At 74.3% G+C, this 15,555-nt stretch carries 14 protein-coding genes; 10 read left to right on the forward strand and 4 right to left on the reverse strand.

Annotated features, from left to right (window positions below):
* Positions 1–295 precede the first annotated feature (295 nt).
* The 4 genes from V4Y03_RS08815 to V4Y03_RS08830 all read left to right on the forward strand — a co-directional run bounded on the left by V4Y03_RS08815 (position 296) and on the right by V4Y03_RS08830 (position 5,043).
* Entirely contained in the window at positions 296–1,690 is a 1,395-nt protein-coding gene (locus V4Y03_RS08815; protein WP_332434554.1) for a hypothetical protein, read from the forward strand.
* Positions 1,687–2,901 carry an ARPP-2 domain-containing protein gene (locus tag V4Y03_RS08820; protein WP_317876794.1) on the forward strand — a complete coding sequence of 405 codons (1,215 nt, stop codon included), beginning with the start codon at positions 1,687–1,689 and terminating at the stop codon, positions 2,899–2,901. The genes V4Y03_RS08815 and V4Y03_RS08820 overlap by 4 nt, the downstream gene beginning before the upstream one ends.
* 152 nt (positions 2,902–3,053) lie before the next feature.
* The gene (glnII, locus tag V4Y03_RS08825) at positions 3,054–4,085 is read left to right on the forward strand and encodes a glutamine synthetase (protein ID WP_317876793.1); all 1,032 of its coding nucleotides are present in this window, start codon (positions 3,054–3,056) and stop codon (positions 4,083–4,085) included.
* Positions 4,086–4,488: 403 nt separating this feature from the next.
* The gene (locus V4Y03_RS08830) at positions 4,489–5,043 is read left to right on the forward strand and encodes a winged helix-turn-helix domain-containing protein (protein WP_332434555.1); all 555 of its coding nucleotides are present in this window, start codon (positions 4,489–4,491) and stop codon (positions 5,041–5,043) included.
* Here the strand turns inward: V4Y03_RS08830 and V4Y03_RS08835 are convergent, their stop codons facing one another.
* Positions 5,044–6,531, reverse strand: a complete 1,488-nt coding sequence (locus V4Y03_RS08835; protein ID WP_332434556.1) for a PepSY-associated TM helix domain-containing protein — start codon at positions 6,529–6,531, stop codon at positions 5,044–5,046.
* 45 nt (positions 6,532–6,576) lie between these two features.
* Positions 6,577–7,212 carry a hypothetical protein gene (locus V4Y03_RS08840; protein WP_332434557.1) on the reverse strand — a complete coding sequence of 212 codons (636 nt, stop codon included), beginning with the start codon at positions 7,210–7,212 and terminating at the stop codon, positions 6,577–6,579.
* A 243-nt stretch (positions 7,213–7,455) separates the two neighbouring features.
* Between V4Y03_RS08840 and V4Y03_RS08845 the strand changes: the two genes are divergently transcribed.
* From V4Y03_RS08845 to V4Y03_RS08865, 5 genes are all read left to right on the forward strand, one after another.
* Positions 7,456–8,535: an NAD-dependent epimerase/dehydratase family protein gene (locus V4Y03_RS08845; RefSeq protein WP_332434558.1), complete on the forward strand. Its 1,080-nt coding sequence runs from the start codon at positions 7,456–7,458 to the stop codon at positions 8,533–8,535.
* Positions 8,536–8,678: 143 nt separating this feature from the next.
* A complete protein-coding gene (locus V4Y03_RS08850) occupies positions 8,679–9,479 on the forward strand; it encodes a tyrosine-protein phosphatase (RefSeq protein ID WP_332434559.1) in 801 nt (266 codons plus the stop codon).
* A gap of 53 nt (positions 9,480–9,532) precedes the next feature.
* Positions 9,533–11,851 carry a hypothetical protein gene (locus V4Y03_RS08855; protein WP_332434560.1) on the forward strand — a complete coding sequence of 773 codons (2,319 nt, stop codon included), beginning with the start codon at positions 9,533–9,535 and terminating at the stop codon, positions 11,849–11,851.
* 136 nt (positions 11,852–11,987) lie between these two features.
* A complete protein-coding gene (locus tag V4Y03_RS08860; RefSeq protein ID WP_317874309.1) occupies positions 11,988–12,872 on the forward strand; it encodes a metal-dependent hydrolase in 885 nt (294 codons plus the stop codon).
* A complete protein-coding gene (locus V4Y03_RS08865) occupies positions 12,872–13,924 on the forward strand; it encodes a PDR/VanB family oxidoreductase (RefSeq protein ID WP_332434561.1) in 1,053 nt (350 codons plus the stop codon). The genes V4Y03_RS08860 and V4Y03_RS08865 overlap by 1 nt, the downstream gene beginning before the upstream one ends.
* A gap of 7 nt (positions 13,925–13,931) precedes the next feature.
* Here the strand turns inward: V4Y03_RS08865 and V4Y03_RS08870 are convergent, their stop codons facing one another.
* The gene (locus V4Y03_RS08870; RefSeq protein ID WP_332434562.1) at positions 13,932–14,432 is read right to left on the reverse strand and encodes a hypothetical protein; all 501 of its coding nucleotides are present in this window, start codon (positions 14,430–14,432) and stop codon (positions 13,932–13,934) included.
* A 37-nt stretch (positions 14,433–14,469) separates the two neighbouring features.
* Between V4Y03_RS08870 and V4Y03_RS08875 the strand changes: the two genes are divergently transcribed.
* A complete protein-coding gene (locus V4Y03_RS08875) occupies positions 14,470–15,201 on the forward strand; it encodes a TetR/AcrR family transcriptional regulator (protein WP_317874306.1) in 732 nt (243 codons plus the stop codon).
* Here V4Y03_RS08875 and V4Y03_RS08880 read toward each other — a convergent pair.
* On the reverse strand, positions 15,186–15,518 hold the full coding sequence (locus V4Y03_RS08880) for a 5-carboxymethyl-2-hydroxymuconate Delta-isomerase (RefSeq protein WP_317874305.1): 333 nt from the start codon (positions 15,516–15,518) through the stop codon (positions 15,186–15,188). The genes V4Y03_RS08875 and V4Y03_RS08880 overlap by 16 nt on opposite strands.
* Positions 15,519–15,555: the final 37 nt, after the last annotated feature.

The following is a 15,555-nucleotide window of genomic DNA, read 5'->3' on the forward strand; positions in this document are numbered from 1 at the left end:
AGTCTGCCCCGCCCCAGTGACAACCGACCCGGGGCCCGGCCACCCGACCCGGCCCAGCACCCCGAACCCCCTCCGCACTCTCCCCTCCCCCTCATCCCCTCCTCCCCTCCTTCCTTCCTCCCCTCCCCTCCCCTCCCGCGAAATCCGCTCGCCCCGATCCCCCCACCCGGTGTTAGCTTTCCCGGGCCGGCCGCGGGACTCCGGTGCGACTTCCGGAACCTGCCTCTGAAGCAACGTCTTCGCTGTTCGCGCCCCCATTCCCCGGCCGGCACCCGTGCGCTGGGAGGAGAGTGCCGTGTCCGATCTCGTCGCCGCCGAGGACGTACTCCTCTTCGTCAACGCCGCCGTGACCGCCACCGGCCAGCGGGAGTTCCGCTCCTCCGCCGCCGAACAGCGCTTCTCGCTCGCGTTCCTCCACGAGTACGTACGCGTCAACTACCGGCCCGTGTACGCCGCCTCGCTCGCGCTCGACATCAACGACCACAACGCCGCGCTCGTCATCGAGCAGCTGCTCCGCACGCCCGAGGAGGCGGAGCCGGGCGAGGGCCGGCTGATCGCCGCGCGCCTCGCGAAGCTGCCGCCGCCGCGGGTCTACCGGCTGTTCCGCGCGCTGCGCGCCGCCGGGGTCAACAACCGGCGCACGCGCGCGATCGTGCGCGCGTGGCTCGCGGCCCGGCCCGACCCGGCGCTCGACGCGGTGAAGTACCGCAGCGGCCTCAAGGCCGCCCTCCGGCACGTCCACGGGCGGCTGCCCGACCCGGAGACGGGCGACTTCCTCTTCGCGCCGGGCCGCCGGGTCCGGTACGAGAACGCGACGCTCGACGCGCACCGCCGGGCGCACTACGAGCAGGGCGCGCTGTACGAGCTGCCGTTCACGGTCGCGGAGGGCTTCGCCGCGAAGCACGGGGTGCCGCGCGCGGTGTTCCTGGAGCGGATCGCGCCCCGGATGACCCGGCTCGAAAAGCTCAGGACGGCGCGGGCCGCCGATCTGTCCGTCATGCCGCTGACCCGGCTCGCCCTGTTCGTGCTGTCGCTGCCGTTCGGCGAGCGGGTGGAGCGGCGGGCCGAGCTGACGGGTGCGCTGCGCGCGGCGGCACGGCGCACGGCGGGGCCGTACGCCGGGAGCTGGGGCCGGGTCGCGGCCGTGCTCGACGACAGTTTCTCCTCCTCGGGTTCGGCGGTGAAGCGGCGCCGGCCGCTGGCCGTCGCGCTCGGCGCCCACTTCCTCCTTGAGGCCCTCGCGGCGCCGGGGGCGTACACCCCGCTGTGGACCTCGGGCGGCGACGATCCGCTGCTCGTCCGGCCGTACGGGCCGACTCCGCTGGGTCTGCGGATCCTGGACGCCCTGGACACCGGTCCCGACCGGCTGGTGATCGTCTCGGACGGCTGGGACAACGCCCCGCCGGGGCTCGCGGGCGAGGTGCTGCGGGTGTGGCGGACGCGGCTCGATCCGGAGCGCCGGACGAGCGTGGTGCACCTGAACCCCGTATACGACGCGGAGGGCTTCGACGTGCGTCGGCTGGCGCCGAGCGTGCCGGCCGCGGGCATCCGGGACGCGGAGGATCTGGCGGCGCTGGTGGAGATCGCGCAGTTCGCCGAGGGCCGGACGGGCTTCGGCGAACTGCGGGCCTATCTGGACCGGCGGGTGGAGCTGTTCCTGAGGGCGGCGGGAGAGGGGGCCGGGCGATGACCCGGATCGATCTGACCGGGCTCGACGTGCGGCCCGCGCAGGTGTGGGGCGGGGTGCGGATCGTGCCGCTCGTGCGGAACGAGCCGGTGCCGGGGCTGCGGCTGCACCGGAAGGTGTACGAGGGACGGGGCGCGGTGGACCTGCCCGACCGCACCGCCTACACCTCGTACATCCCGCACGGCTTCGTCGCCGACTGGTCGGGGACGGGATCGGGCGCGGAGTCCGCCGCGTACGGCACCCGGCTCGGCGACGGCGCGGGGACTCGCACGGGCACGCCCTCCGGTGTGCCCTGGGGTGCGCCGGAGTGCGTGCCCGTGCGCCGGATCCACCGCATGGCCAAGCGCCGCCAGGGCGAGCGGCGGCTGCGGTTCCTGCCGCTGCACCTCGCCCTGGAGGGGTACCTCGCCCTGCACTTCGGCGGGCCCTCCGTCGTCTGGGACGAGTGGTCCCGCGAGGCGCTGCGGCACGGTCTCTCGCCGCGTGCCGAGGCGGCGTACGCGGGGTGGACGGTGCCGGGGCTCGCGGAGGCGCTGCGGGTCTTCGAGCTGCACCCGGGCCAGTGCGGGCTGCTCCTGTACGTGGCCGACGCGCTCGCCGCCGCCTTCGTGGTGCCCCACCCGGAGGACTACCGGCTGCTGCACCCGACGCTCGTCGAGGACCTGTACGGGGAGCTGGTCCACCAGTACGCGTACTACGGCGGCCCGGTGCCCGAGTTCACCGCGCGCATCCGGGACGGCGCCGGCGGCATCCGGAACCTCGCGGACCTGCGGGCGGCGGCCCGGGAGCAGGAGCGGGCCTGGGCGGTGGCCCACGACGGGCTGATGGCGCGGGACCTCCTGGAGACCTCGTACGCCTTCGAGCGGGTGTACCGGGCTGGGCCGTTCGATCTGTACCGGTTCCTGCCGCCGTTCGAGCGGGGCGGGCGGGAGCAGCACATCGGCGAGGTGATCACCGACCGGAAGGGGCGGACGGCCTATCTGAAGACCTTCCGGCTCTCCGAGAAGCAGATCCGGAAGGGGTACCTGCTGCACCGGCTCGCGGACTGCGACTGGCACCTCGGGCGGACCGCGGAGGCGCTGGGGACCTCGTACGCCGAGGTGGTCCTGCGGGTGCGGGCGGCGGGGCTCGGTGCCCTCCTGGACGCGCACCGGGTCGAGGAGCGGCTGCGGGCCGATCGGGGGAAGAACGGGAGAATCAAGGAGGCCGAGTAACACGGGGTTCACAAACGGGCAACCGATGGGAAATCCCGTGTTGCGAAGCTGCGGTCGAACACACACCGCGCAGTCAGCGCGGAGACCGCAGCTTCTCGCAGTGCCGCGAGCCGCGGCGGAACCCCGCAGCAGCACGCCAAAGGATGAGACCCGTGACCTTCAAGGCTGAGTACATCTGGATCGACGGCACCGAGCCGACCGCGAAGCTTCGCTCCAAGACGAAGATCATCGTGGGTGACGCCCTCGCGCTCGACGAGCTGCCGATCTGGGGCTTCGACGGTTCCAGCACGAACCAGGCCAAGGGCCACGCCTCGGACCGCGTTCTCAACCCGGTCTTCTCCTGCCCGGACCCGATCCGCGGCGGCGACGACATCCTGGTGCTGTGCGAGGTCCTGAACACGGACATGACGCCGCACGAGTCGAACACGCGCGCCGGGCTGGCCGAGGTCTCCGCGCGGTACGGGGCTCAGGAGCCGATCTTCGGCATCGAGCAGGAGTACACCTTCTTCGAGGGCACCCGCCCGCTCGGCTTCCCGGTCAACGGCTTCCCGGCCGCGCAGGGCGGTTACTACTGCGGTGTCGGCGCGGACGAGATCTTCGGCCGCCCGATCGTCGAGGCGCACCTCGAGAACTGCCTCAAGGCCGGTCTCGGCATCTCCGGCATCAACGCCGAGGTCATGCCCGGCCAGTGGGAGTTCCAGGTCGGCCCGCTGGCCCCCCTGGAGGTCTCGGACCAGCTGTGGATCGCCCGCTGGCTGCTGTACCGCACGGCCGAGGACTTCAACGTCTCCGCGACGCTGGACCCGAAGCCGGTGAAGGGCGACTGGAACGGCGCGGGCGCGCACACCAACTTCTCCACCAAGGCGATGCGCGAGCGCTACGACGCGATCATCACCGCGTGCGAGTCGCTCGGCGAGGGCTCGAAGCCGCTCGACCACGTCAAGAACTACGGCGCCGGCATCGACGACCGTCTGACGGGCCTGCACGAGACCGCCCCGTGGGACCAGTACTCCTACGGCGTCTCGGACCGCGGCGCCTCGGTCCGCATCCCGTGGCAGGTCGAGCAGGACCAGAAGGGCTACATCGAGGACCGTCGCCCGAACGCGAACGTGGACCCGTACGTGGTCACCCGCCTGATCGTGGACACCTGCTGCGAGGCCCTGGAGAAGGCCGACCAGGTCTGATCCGCAGCACCGCACGGAGCACGCAGCACGCAGCACGCAGCACGGAGAGGGCGCCCACCGGTTCGTACGGTGGGCGCCCTCTTCGTCGTACGGGGGGGCGCCTCCCGGTATGTGGGAAGCGCTACACGGGTTTTGGCCGGGCAGGGGCTCGTCGGGGGCATTCCCTTCTGGTTCAATAGGGATATGGCCATCATGCAGAACGACACCGCGACGGGTCGTCACGACCTCGAGCCGTTCTGGCCTTCCCGGCAGCACCATGACTTCGACCGGTGCTGTCGACGCGCGAGGAACGCGTCGGCCCTCTAAAGCCCCGATCGGTTCGGTCCGATCCCCGGCCTTCGGCCGACGCGCACGACGTACGAGACCTCTCCGTCCGTTCCCCGCGCGAAAGAGCTGACCTGCCATGGCCCACACCCAGAGCGCCTCCCTCACCGCCGTCCGTCCCGGCCGGCCCCGACTGCGCGCCGTCGATCCGCACGAAGTCGTCGACTTCGCCCAGGTCGCGGAGTTCCTGCCGCCCGGCGCCACCCTGCTGCCCGCGCCGCAGCACACGCTGCCGACGCTGCCGGGGCGTCCCCCGATGGTCGGGTACCTCGTCCTCGTACCGGCCGACCAGCACTCCCGGCTGCCCGTCGCCGCGACCTCCCCCGCCTCCGTCCCCGCTCCCGTGGAGGAGCAGGGGCCGGTGGCCATCGACGGGGTCCGGCGGATCGCCGTCGTGGACGGGCAGGCGCTGGACCTCACGTATCTCGAGTTCGAACTGCTCGCCCATCTGGTGGCGCACCCCCACCGGGTGCACACCCGCGACCAGTTGGTCACCACCGTGTGGGGGTACGGGCACGTCGGCGACGGCCGTACCGTCGACGTGCACGTGGCCCGGCTGCGCCGCAAGCTGGGCGCCGAGCACCGCCGCACGATCCAGACCGTGCGGCGGGTCGGCTACAAGTACACCCCCTGATCAGCCGGTTCGGCCCGCCCCGGACCTCGCCCTCGCCCCGGACGCCAGCGCCAGGGCGAGGTCCACGGCCAGGAACAGGAGCAGGCTCAGGCCGAGCAGCGGGACGAACCACGCCACCAGGGCCGTGACCGCGAGCAGCGGCAGCAGCAGCGTCGGCGGCACCTTGCGCCAGGCGCCCCTGCCGACCGGCCGGCCCGGACGGCGCAGCCACCACATGCGGTAGCCCCAGAGGATCAGCAGGATCAGGGACAGCGCGAGGGCCGCGAGCGCCAGCTGGTTGAACAGGCCGAGGAACACACCCGTGTGCGCGTCGATGCCGAACCGGGTGAGCTTCGCGAGCAACGGGTAGTCGGCGAAGGCCAGCCGGTCGAGCACCGCGCCGTCCGCCGGGTTCACCGCCACCGAGTCCAGCTCGACCGGGAACCGCGTGTCCGTCTCCCTGACCACGTACCCCTTGCCCTCGGCGGGCAGCGCCACTGAGACGCTCGGACTGTCGATGCCGGCCGCGCGGGCCGCCTCCAGCGCCTTGTCGATGCCGATGTCCGGGCCCTGGGCGGTGGTGGTGCCGGTGTGGGCGCCGCCGTGGCCCTCGTGCTCCGAGGACCCGCCGGCCGCGCCTCCGACGGTCGCGGTCAGCGTCGGGGTGGCGCCGCCGAGACCGTCCTGCACCACTCCGATGTTCTCCCCCGCGTACCGCGACCAGGTCAGGCCGGTGGCCGAGAGCAGCACCAGACCGGTCACCGCCCACAGGCCCACCGAGCCGTGCCAGGAGAGGGTGCGGCGCCGGGACGCCGGGCCGCCCTCCGGCACGAAGAGGGCACGGCGGTTCCTCCTGCGACGGCCGAGCCACAGCAGCAGACCGCCCAGCGCGATCACCCACAGCCAGCTCGCGGCCAGTTCGCTGTAGTTCCGGCCGAGGTCGCCGAGGTGCAGATCGCGGTGCAGGCCGTCGGTCCAGGTGCGCAGCGGGAGCGCCCCGGAGCTGCCGTAACTGGGCAGCTGCCCGCGTACGTCACCGGTGTACGGGTCCACGAAGACGGCCGTCGAGGTGCCCTCGGGGGCGTCCGGGTCGGCCATCAGGACGCGGGTCGTCGCCCCGGGTTCGGCGCCGGGCCAGACGGCGGTGACGGTGCCGTTCGGGTTGACCTTGCGGGCGGTGTTCACCTGCTGGGAGAGCGGCAGGGTGGTGTCTCCGACGGGGACCTCCAGCTCGTGCGCGTACACGACCTTCTCGGCCTGGAAGGAGAGCGCGTACAGCAGGCCGCTGGCGGCGGCCACGAGGAGGAAGGGGGCGACGAGCACACCCGCGTAGAAGTGGAGGCGGAGGACGAGAGGGCGGAGGGAACTCCAGGTGGTCGTGGGGGGCTTCGTGGCTGTCGTGGATGTCGTGGATGTCGTGGACGGCTTTGTGGCCGTCGTGGGGGGCTTCGTGGCTTGCGACGGTGGCGCCTCGGGTGTTTCCGGGCGTGCGGGATCGTCGATCGTCATGACTGTCCTCGGACTGGTTGCAGACAGGGGGAAGGGACCCCCGGGTCAGACGTGAGCTCCGAGGGCCGTGGCGCGGGGTACGGGCGGCCGGGGCGGGCCGCGCCGGGAGAGGGCGTGCGCGAGGACGACGGTGTGCGGCCGGTGTGCGCTCCGGCGCGACCGGCGGAGCGCGGGGCGCGGGACATGGGGCACGGGCACGCGCGCGAGGAGCGGGCGGAGCGGGGTGAAGGCGTACGCGAGGGCCGCCTCCGCCAGCGTGAGGAACGCGGCCTCACCACGGGCCAGCCAGAGGCCGCAGAGCAGCGCGGCGAGGAGGTGGACGGCGAGCATGCCGAGACCGCCGCCGGAGAGCATGTCCATGGCGGAGCCCATGTCCGCGCCTGAACTCATGCCCGTGGTGGGGCCCACGGCACCCATGTCGTGCATGCCGCTCATGCCGCCGTGGGGCATCCCGTGCATGTCGTGCGCCGCGCCCGGCGTCCGGCTCGCCATCGGGTGGCCCGTGTCCCCCGCCCGCGCACCCGCCGTCGAGAAGAGCAGGTGCGACGCCCCCTGCAGCACGGCCATCGCACCCGCGATCGTCGGCGCGCCCCGGAGCCGGCCCGCCGCCGCCCAGGCCGCGCCCGCCGTCGCGGCGAAGGCGCCGAGCAGGGCGACGGCCGGCAGCCGATGCTCAGACATGGACGAATGCCCCACCGCCGCCAAGGTCACGCACACCACCGCGAACAGGGCGGCTCTCAACGCGCGCAGGGGCGACCGGACATCCGTCATCGCCCGTCATGGTGTCACTCGGCCGTGCGGCGCACGAGACCACCTCCCCGCGCGATGACGTCCCTCACGCGGCCGTGACGTTCCTCCCGTGGCGGAATCCTCCCGGAGCGGAACCCCCTGGTCCCGGGGCGACCCGCCGGGCAGGCTCGGGCCATGAGACTACTGATGCTCGGAGGCACGGAGTTCGTCGGCCGCGCGGTCGTCGAGGCCGCGCTCGACCGGGGCTGGGACGTGACCGTCTTCCACCGCGGCCGGCACCCGGCCCCCGAGGGGGTGACCGCGCTGCTCGGCGACCGCACCACCGCCCCGGAGGGCCTCGCCGCGCTCGCCACCGGTTCCTGGGACGCCGTCGTGGACACCTGGTCGCTCGCGCCCTCGGTGGTGCGGGACGCGGCACGGCTGCTCGCCGGACGGGTCGAGCGGTACGCGTACGTGTCGAGCCGGTCCGTGTACACCTGGCCCATGGCCGCCGGGCTGACGGAGGACGGTCCGCTGGTGGAGGGTTCGCCGGACGCCGGCGGTGAGGTGCCGTACGGGGAGGCCAAGCGGGGCGGCGAACTGGCCGTCGCGGACGCGTTCGGCGCGGAGCGGTCGCTGTTCGTCCGCGCCGGGCTCATCCTCGGCCCGTACGAGAACGTGGGGCGGCTCCCCTGGTGGCTCGGCCGGATCGCGCGCGGCGGTCCGGTCCTCGCGCCGGGCCCCGGGACTCTGCCGATCCAGTACATCGACGTGCGCGACCTGGCCGAATGGACGCTCGACGCGGTGGCCGCCGGGCTCTCCGGGCCGTACAACCTCGTGTCGCCGTCCGGCCACGCGACGATGGGCGAGCTGCTCGACGCGTGCGTGAGGGCGACCGGTCGGACCGGGGGGACCGACGCCGAAGCCGACGCCGTCGAACTGCGGTGGACCGATCCCGAGGCGCTCGTCGCCGCCGGGGTGGAGCCCTGGACCGAGCTGCCCGTCTGGCTGCCGCCGGGCGAGACGTACGACGCGATGCACACCGCCGACGTCTCCCGGGCGCTCGCCACCGGGCTGCGCTGCCGGCCCGTCGTCGAGACGGTCGCGGACACCTGGGCGTGGCTGGAATCGCTCGGCGGGGTGGCGCCGGACCGGCCGAACCGACCGGGCCGACCGCCGGTGGGCCTCTCCCCCGAACGGGAGGCGGAGGTGCTCACCGCGCTCGCCGGGGCCGCGGGGCACGCGGAGACTGCGGGGCACGCGGGGCACGCCTGACGCGGCGGGCTCACGGGACCCCCGGGGCTCACGTGGGTCCTCGGGAGCTGCTCACCCGGACGTGACGAACCCGCTGGATCTGCCCATACCGGGATGATCCATTACGGTCGACTGCACACGCACGTACCGGAGGAGCCGCCGACATGCCCGCCATCCCCGCCACCTCCGTCGCCAACCTCCGCGATCTCGGCGGCCTGCCGCTCGGGGACGGGCGGGCGGTTCGGCCCGGACTCGTCCTGCGGTCCGCGCAGCTCGACCGGCTCGACCCCGCCGAACCGGCGGTGGCCGGCCTCGGTGTCCGTACCGTCGTCGACTTCCGTACGGAGGGCGAGCGCGGCGACCGGCCCGACCGGCTGCCCCTCGGCGCGCGGGCGCTCGTCGCGGACGTGCTCGCCGACCATCTGGCCGTCAGCGGGCTGCCGCCCGCCGCGCACCTGAAGCAGCTGATCTCCGACCCGGCGCTCGCCGAGGAACACCTGGGCGGGGGCCGGGTGCGGGCCGCGTTCGCCCGGACGTACCGCACCTTCGTCTCCGGCGAATCGGCCCGCGCGGCCTACCGCACGCTCCTCACCGAGCTGGGCGCTCCGGACGCCGGGCCGTTGCTCTTCCACTGCTCGGCGGGGAAGGACCGGACGGGCTGGGCGGCGACGGTCGTGCTGTCGCTGCTCGGCGCGGACGAGGAGACCGTGCGGTCGGAGTACCTCGCCGTCAACACGGCGGTGCGGCAGGCGTTCGCGCCGATGATCGAGGGGTTCACGGCCCAGGGCGGCGATCCGCAGCTGGCGCTCGACCTGATCGGGGTCCTTCCGGAGTACCTGGCGGCGGCGCTGGACGAGGTGGCGGTCCGGCACGGATCGATGGAGGCGTACGTACGGGAAGGGCTGGGTGTTCCGGACGAGGTCACGGCGGTGATCCGCGAGCGGCTGTCGGTCCCGGCCGCCTGAGCACGCGCCACGGGCCGGGGTGACCATCGGAAGAATCGCTCGTTCTGCTGAACGTGAGCACCCAGGATCTCGTTCCCTCGCCCGTGGGCCCCGTCGACGTCGAGCAGGCCGAGGCCGCGCTCGTCGAGCGCTATCCGCGCCTGGTCCGCATCGCCTATCTCGTACTGCCGCCTTCGCTGGGACGCAACCGCCGGGTGCTGACGGCGCACGCGCTCGTACAGCGTTCGCTGCCGCGGCGGCGGGTGCCGGGGCCGTCCGTGCCGGAGCCCCGGCTGTCCGAGGACGCGGTCGATCCCGGGTACGCGTACGTACGGGGCGAGGTGCTGCGGCAGGCGCTGATCGCCGGGCTGCCGCTGCGGCGCCTCGCGCTGCCGCGCCGGGCCCAGTTCCCGCCGCTGCTGCCGCATGTGTGGGGGCTGCGGCTGTTCCCCCGGGTGGGGGGCGCGGACGAACTGGCCCTGGACCAGCGCCTGTCCCGCCTCTCCGGACCGGGCCGCGCGGCCTACGTCCTGCGCGGCCTGGAACGCCAGGGGGACCCGGAGGTGCTGCGGGTCCTGAGGGCGGCGGGGGTGGAGGACCCGGCGGGGGCACTGGCGGAGGCGGACGCGGTGGAGACGGAGGCCGGGGACGGGCCGGAGGGGGTGGGCGCGGCGGGCGGCCCGGTAGGAGTTGAACCGGTCGGGCCGGGCTCCGGAAGCGGCGGGCCGTCCGGTACCGGGGACGGCCGTACGGAACGGGTCGGCCAACAGCCCGGCCCGGGCCGGGGCGGAGCCGGGAACTGGACGGGGTCGGGCGGCCCGCACGGGGCCGGGCAGGAACGCGCGGGCGGCAGGGCCGGTACGGGGCCGGCGGCGGACGGCAGGGGCGGGGGCGGTACGGGCACGCCGGGCCGGACCGGCGCCGAAGGCCCGAACGGTCGCGCCGAACGCGTCGGCGAGCAGGCGGGACCCCACTACGCCGCCGCCCGTGCGCCGGGGCGGGGCCCCGGTGGGTTCGATCCCGGGCGGCGGCGCAGTGGGGTCGCCCTGCTGGAGTCCGACGAGTTCGACCCCTGTGCGCTGCAGGCGCGGCCCACCGATCTCATGCGGCGGCGGCAGCACGGCCGGGCCGCTCTCGTCGCCCTCGCCGCGCTCGTCGTCTGCGGGACGCTGCTCGGGCTGCCCGGGGACGGCTGGGGCAGAAACGGTGCCGCCGCCCCCTCGTACGCCCGCAACCCCGCCGCCGAGGCCGCCCTCGACCCCGGCGCCCTCAGGCGGGTCGACCCCGCCGTCTGGCCCGGTTCGACCCGGCAGGACTTCTCCGTGTGGCCCGCCCGCGGCGGCCTCGCCCGGGACACCGGCCTGCTCCGGCGCGCGCTCGCCGTGTGGGCCCGGCCCGGCCCCTCCGTACGCTCCTCCGCCACGCCCGGGACGCCGGTCGGCCCCCCGATGGGGCCGCCGCAGCTGCTGTTCGCGGGCGTCGTCGACGGGGCCCGGGTCGTGCTCCTCCACGACGGGCTGCGCGCCGTGCGGTACGCCGAACCCGTCGACGGCGCGGCGGGCACCGCCGGCGCCGCGCTCGACTTCGCGCGCACCGACGGCGCCGACACCGTCGGTTCCGCCGCGCTCGTCGTGTCCCGGGCGGCGGGCGACGTCCGCTATCTCACCGCGCCCTGGGTCACGGAGACCGCCGTACGGGACCTGCTCGCGCCCGGCCGGGACGCCCGGCCGCTGCCCCGCGACGCCGACGGGGTGACGGAGCCGATGACGAGCCCCGCGCTCGCGAAGGGCTGCACCCGCTGGAACACCCTCCAGGTGCACGACGGTTCGGGGCGCCGGCTCCTCGCCGACCTGGGCGAGCTGTCCCCCGCCCGCCTCCTGTGGGGCTCCCCCGGCGCGCCCGTGGACGCCACGGGCCCCGACGCGCGGGCGGCGTGGGCCCGTACCGCCTGCCAGCTGACGGCGGTACGGGCGCACGGCGTGCGCTCGGTGAGCGCCTGGCGGTTCGCGCGGCAGCCGCTGCCGGAGGGCGCCGGGCGGGGCACCTGGCTGTGCACGCGCGCGGAGACCTGGCGGGGTACGGGGAGCAGGGTCCTCGCCCAGTTCCTGGTCCCCTCGCCGGAGGTGCCCGCGGCGCTCGCGGCCCGCTCCGAGGGGTCGCCCGCGTGCGGGGTGCGGGAGCCCCGGGTCCTGGCGGGCGTGCTGTGGCAGGCGCCGGGCGGCGGCTGGTACGTCCTGGCGGCGGGCAGCCCGGACTTCACCGCGCTGGAGACCTCGGGCGGGGTGAAGGGCCGCTCGGACGGGCCGGTGCTGGCGGTGAGGGCGTCGGCGGGGGCGCGGGCCGATCTGGACGGCACCCTGCGGGACGGACGGAGGACGGGCGCGCTGAGGTAGGCGGGCTGAGGCAGCGGGGCGGCGGTCGCCCGTCCCCGGCCGCCCCGCCCGCACGGGCACCAGACCCCGCCCCCACCCTCAAAAAGACCGCGCACAGGCCTGTTGCCACCGCCTTACCCCTCAGTACATTGACGTCATGTCTAATACGCAGCCCGTACCGGTGGCGTCGGAGCACGTCGAGCTCAAAGCCCGCAAGGTCTCCTTCGACTGGGAGGCGACCCCGCTCCACTGGGTGCCCGGCGATCCCTTCACCACGCACACCATCAACGTGCTGCACCTGCTCCTCCCCGCCGGCGAACGCTGGTTCGTGCACGTCTACAAGCAGGCGCTGCCGTACATCACCGACGACCGGCTGCGCGAGGACGTCATCGGCTTCATCGGCCAGGAGGCCATCCACTCCCAGGCCCACGACGACGTCCTGCCCCACCTCCGCGAGCAGGGCCTCGACCCCACCCCGTACACCGCGCAGGTCGACTGGTTCTTCGAGAAGCTCCTCGGGGACCGGACCCTGCCGCCGGGCCGCCCGCGCCGCTGGTGGCTGAGGGAACGGGTCGCGCTGATCGCCGCCATCGAGCACTACACCGCCTTCCTCGGCGACTGGGTCCTCAACGCCGACGCCCTCGACCGCGCGGGCGCCGACCCCACCATGCTCGACCTGCTGCGCTGGCACGGCGCCGAGGAGGTCGAGCACCGCGCGGTCGCCTTCGAGCTCTTCATGCACCTCGACGGCGGCTACCGGCGCCGCGCCCGCACCTGGGCGCTCGCCTTCTCCGCGCTCGTCTTCCTCTGGCAGCGCGGCATCCGCTTCTTCATGGAGAACGATCCCAGCCTGCTCGACGGCAAGGCCTCCCTCGGCCAGTTCGTCCGCAAGGGCCGGCAGGGCGTACTGCCCTCCACCCCGGCCATGCTGCGCTCCGTCCCGCGCTACCTCAGCCGCGCCTACCACCCCTCCCAGGAGGGGAACACCGCGCAGGCGATGGCCTACCTGGCCTCCTCCCCCGGCGCCAACGGAGGTCACTGATGCCCCGGTTCACCACCGTCGCCCTCGTCACCGGGGCCGCGCTGCTCGTCCGCCGCGCGGTCCGCAGCCGTATGTCCACCGCGCCGCTGTGGCCGATGCCCGCCCTCGACGAACCCGTGTCCGGATACGGCAGGGGCCGCACCGTCCCCCGCAAGGTCCGCGTCGCCCGGCGCACCGAACCCGCCGAGGGGGTCGTCGAACTACGCCTGGAGGGACGCGGGTTGCCCGCCTGGCAGCCCGGCGCCCATGTCGACCTCGTCCTGCCCTCCGGGCTCGTCCGGCAGTACTCGCTCTGCGGCGATCCCGCCGACACGGGCGCGTACACCGTGGCCACCCGCCTCGTCGCGGACAGCCGGGGCGGCTCCCGCGAGGTCCACGAACAGCTCCACGAGGGCGTGGAGATCGAGATCCGGGGCCCCCGCAACCGCTTCCCGCTCACCGACGCCCCCGCGTACGTCTTCGTCGCCGGCGGCATCGGCATCACCCCGGTCCTCGCGATGCTCCGCGCCGCCGACGCGGCCGGGGCGGACTGGCGACTCGTGTACTGCGGGCGCGGGCGCGCCACCATGCCGTACCTCGCCGAGATCGAGCGGCTCGGCGGCGACCGGGTGACCGTCGTCGCCGAGGACGAGTCGGGCCGCCCCGACCTGGGATTCCTCGCCCAGGTGCCCGCCGGGACGCCGGTCTACTGCTGCGGCCCCGACGGCCTCATGGACGCGGTGGCGGCGGCACTGCCGGAGGGCAGGGCGCCGCGCCTGGAGCGCTTCTCGGCCGCGGCGCCGGTCGACGGGACGGCCTTCGAGGTCGAGCTGCGCCGCTCCGGACGTACGGTGAGGGTCGCGGCCGACCAGTCGGTCCTCGCGGCGGTCCGCGAGGAGGTCCCGGGCATCATGTACTCCTGCCGGCAGGGTTTCTGCGGCACCTGCCAACAGCGGGTGATCGAGGGCGAGATCGACCACCGGGACGAGCTGCTCACCGACGCCGAGCGGGACGGCTCCATGCTGATCTGCGTCTCGCGCTGTACGGGGAAGCGGCTCGTCCTGGACCTGTAGGGCCGCCCTACGGCAGGACCAGCCAGTCGAGGGCCAGCGCGGCGAGGAGGCCTCCCACCAGGAGCCAGGTGCCCAGCCGCGTACGGCCGTTGCGGGACAGTTCGATCACGATCCCGCACAGGATCATGGCGAGGCCGTACACACCGACGACGAGCACGGACGTCCGGCTCGCGAGGCGGATCACGAGGACCACGGCCATCGCCACGAGGAGCACGGAGGCGGCGGCCACGCGGAGGCGGCGCGCCTGCTTCGGGGTGAGCCCGGCGGAGCGGGCCGCCTCTTCGGCGTCGTCGCCCGGCTCTGCGGTCTCGTCCGTCTCGACGCTCTCGTCCGCGTCGTCCCCCTCATCCGTGTCGTCGGCCCCGTCGGCCCCGTCGGCCCCGTCGGCGGCCTTCTCGGGCTTCGGAGTCCCCTCGGGGCCCTCCTCGCGGGTCTCCTCGTGGGTCTCCTCGGCCTCAGGGGCCTCCGGGGACTTGGCTGCCTGGGTGTCCTGGTCGGAAGCGCTCATGGAGCAGGAGAGTAACCGACCCCGTTAGGCTGTTCGTATGACGACCGGGGTACGCCGCAGGATGGGCGTCGAGGAGCGCAAGCAGCAGCTGATCGGGGTCGCCCTCGAACTCTTCAGCCACCGCTCTCCCGACGAGGTCTCCATCGACGAGATCGCCGCCGCCGCGGGCATCTCGCGGCCGTTGGTCTACCACTACTTCCCCGGCAAGCAGAGCCTGTACGAGGCGGCGCTGCGGCGGGCCGCCGACGAGCTGGCGGCCAGGTTCGTGGAGCCGCCGCAGGGCCCGCTCGGGGCGCGGCTGCTGCGGGTGATGGGCCGGTTCTTCGACTTCGTGGACGAGCACGGCCCGGGTTTCGCGGCGCTGATGCGGGGCGGGCCCGCGGTGGGTTCGTCCACGACGAACGCGATGATCGACGAGGTGCGGCAGGCCGCGTACGTCCAGATCCTCGCCCACCTCGGGGTCGAGAAGCCGTCCGCCCGGCTGGAGTTGGTCGTCCGCTCCTGGGTGTCGCTCGCCGAGTCGACGGCGCTGATCTGGCTGGACGGGCGCCGGGTCCCGCGCGCGGAGCTGGAGTTGCAGCTCGTGCACGACTTCGCGGCGCTGGCGGCGGTGAGTGCCGCGTACGACGCGGAGATGGCGGAGATCCTGGTGGGTCTCCTCGCGGACGAGCCGGCCGACGGCCCCTTCGGGGAGCTGGTGGCCCGGCTCGTCGCGCTCGTGCCCTCGGCCGGGGCGGCGCACGTCGTGCCCGATCAGCGCTTGCGGTAGGACGATTCGAGGTCGCGGATCTCCACGGAGAGATGGACGCCGTCCGTGGTCTTGAGGTAGCGCGGCAGCAGGTTCAGGACGGCCTTCGAGAGCCGTGCCTTGGCGTCGTCCGTGCGGCCGAACAGCAGGGCGATCTCGACGTGTACGAGGGCGTCGTCGGTCGCGCCGTCGCCGACGACCGTCTCGTCTACCTCGCGGAAGCGGGTCTTGCAGGCCTCGGGCGTCGTGCCGACCGCCTCGACCAGCAGAGGGTGCAGGGCGAGCGCGAAGCCGCGCCGGTCGAGGGGCGCGGAGTAGTCGACGGTGATCTGCGGCATGAGGGTCACTCCCGGCCAGAGAGATACGGCTGTCGGA

The sequence above is a fragment of the Streptomyces sp. P9-A4 genome (assembly GCF_036634195.1).
Taxonomy (GTDB): domain Bacteria; phylum Actinomycetota; class Actinomycetes; order Streptomycetales; family Streptomycetaceae; genus Streptomyces.

Coding starts and splice junctions, on each gene's coding strand:
- V4Y03_RS08820 (WP_317876794.1), top strand. CDS start 1,687: ATGACCCGGATCGATCTGACCGGGCTCGACGTGCGGCCCGCGCAGGTG.
- V4Y03_RS08830 (WP_332434555.1), top strand. CDS start 4,489: ATGGCCCACACCCAGAGCGCCTCCCTCACCGCCGTCCGTCCCGGCCGG.
- V4Y03_RS08835 (WP_332434556.1), bottom strand. CDS start 6,531: ATGACGATCGACGATCCCGCACGCCCGGAAACACCCGAGGCGCCACCG.
- V4Y03_RS08840 (WP_332434557.1), bottom strand. CDS start 7,212: ATGTCTGAGCATCGGCTGCCGGCCGTCGCCCTGCTCGGCGCCTTCGCC.
- V4Y03_RS08845 (WP_332434558.1), top strand. CDS start 7,456: ATGAGACTACTGATGCTCGGAGGCACGGAGTTCGTCGGCCGCGCGGTC.
- V4Y03_RS08850 (WP_332434559.1), top strand. CDS start 8,679: ATGCCCGCCATCCCCGCCACCTCCGTCGCCAACCTCCGCGATCTCGGC.
- V4Y03_RS08860 (WP_317874309.1), top strand. CDS start 11,988: ATGTCTAATACGCAGCCCGTACCGGTGGCGTCGGAGCACGTCGAGCTC.
- V4Y03_RS08865 (WP_332434561.1), top strand. CDS start 12,872: ATGCCCCGGTTCACCACCGTCGCCCTCGTCACCGGGGCCGCGCTGCTC.
- V4Y03_RS08870 (WP_332434562.1), bottom strand. CDS start 14,432: ATGAGCGCTTCCGACCAGGACACCCAGGCAGCCAAGTCCCCGGAGGCC.
- V4Y03_RS08875 (WP_317874306.1), top strand. CDS start 14,470: ATGACGACCGGGGTACGCCGCAGGATGGGCGTCGAGGAGCGCAAGCAG.
- V4Y03_RS08880 (WP_317874305.1), bottom strand. CDS start 15,518: ATGCCGCAGATCACCGTCGACTACTCCGCGCCCCTCGACCGGCGCGGC.